A 630-nucleotide genomic window follows, 5' to 3' on the forward strand; every position below is an offset into this window, starting at 1 on the left:
GTCGCGGAAGGCGGGTGCCGCACCCGACATTTCGAGGCCGACGTCAAAACCTTCGGTCATGCCGAGCGCCGGCATGACATCGCGCAGCTTTTCCTTCGACGCGTCGACCACATGCTGGACGCCGAGTTTTTTCGCCAGCGCCAGCCGCACCGGGTTGATGTCGGTGATGACCACCTTTCGCGCGCCGACGCACTGCGCCACCAGCGCACCCATGATGCCGATCGGCCCGGCGCCGGTGACCAGCACGTCCTCGCCGACCAGATCAAAGGACAGTGCGGTGTGAACCGCATTGCCCAGCGGATCGAAGATTGCGGCGATCTCGTCGGGCACATCGTCGGGGATCGGCACGACGTTGTGCTGCGGGATTGCCAGATATTCACCGAAGGCGCCGGGCCGGTTGACGCCGACGCCGAGCGTGTTGCGGCACAGATGCCCCCTGCCCGCCCGGCAATTGCGGCAATGGCCGCAGACGATGTGGCCTTCGCCCGAAACACGCTGGCCGATCTTGTATTCGGTGACCGCCGCGCCGAAGTCGGCGACGGTGCCGACGAATTCGTGGCCGGTCACCATCGGCACCGGCACGGTCTTCTGCGCCCACTGGTCCCAATTGTAGATGTGGACGTCGGTACC

1 protein-coding gene is annotated in these 630 nt (G+C 65.7%); it reads right to left on the reverse strand.

From position 1 onward, the window contains the following. Nucleotides 1-630 (reverse strand): alcohol dehydrogenase catalytic domain-containing protein (locus tag AC0L2R_RS33805; protein WP_473514118.1); only part of this gene is annotated, 630 nt, incomplete at both ends.

The sequence above is a fragment of the Mesorhizobium sp. WSM4820 genome (genome assembly GCF_055811075.1).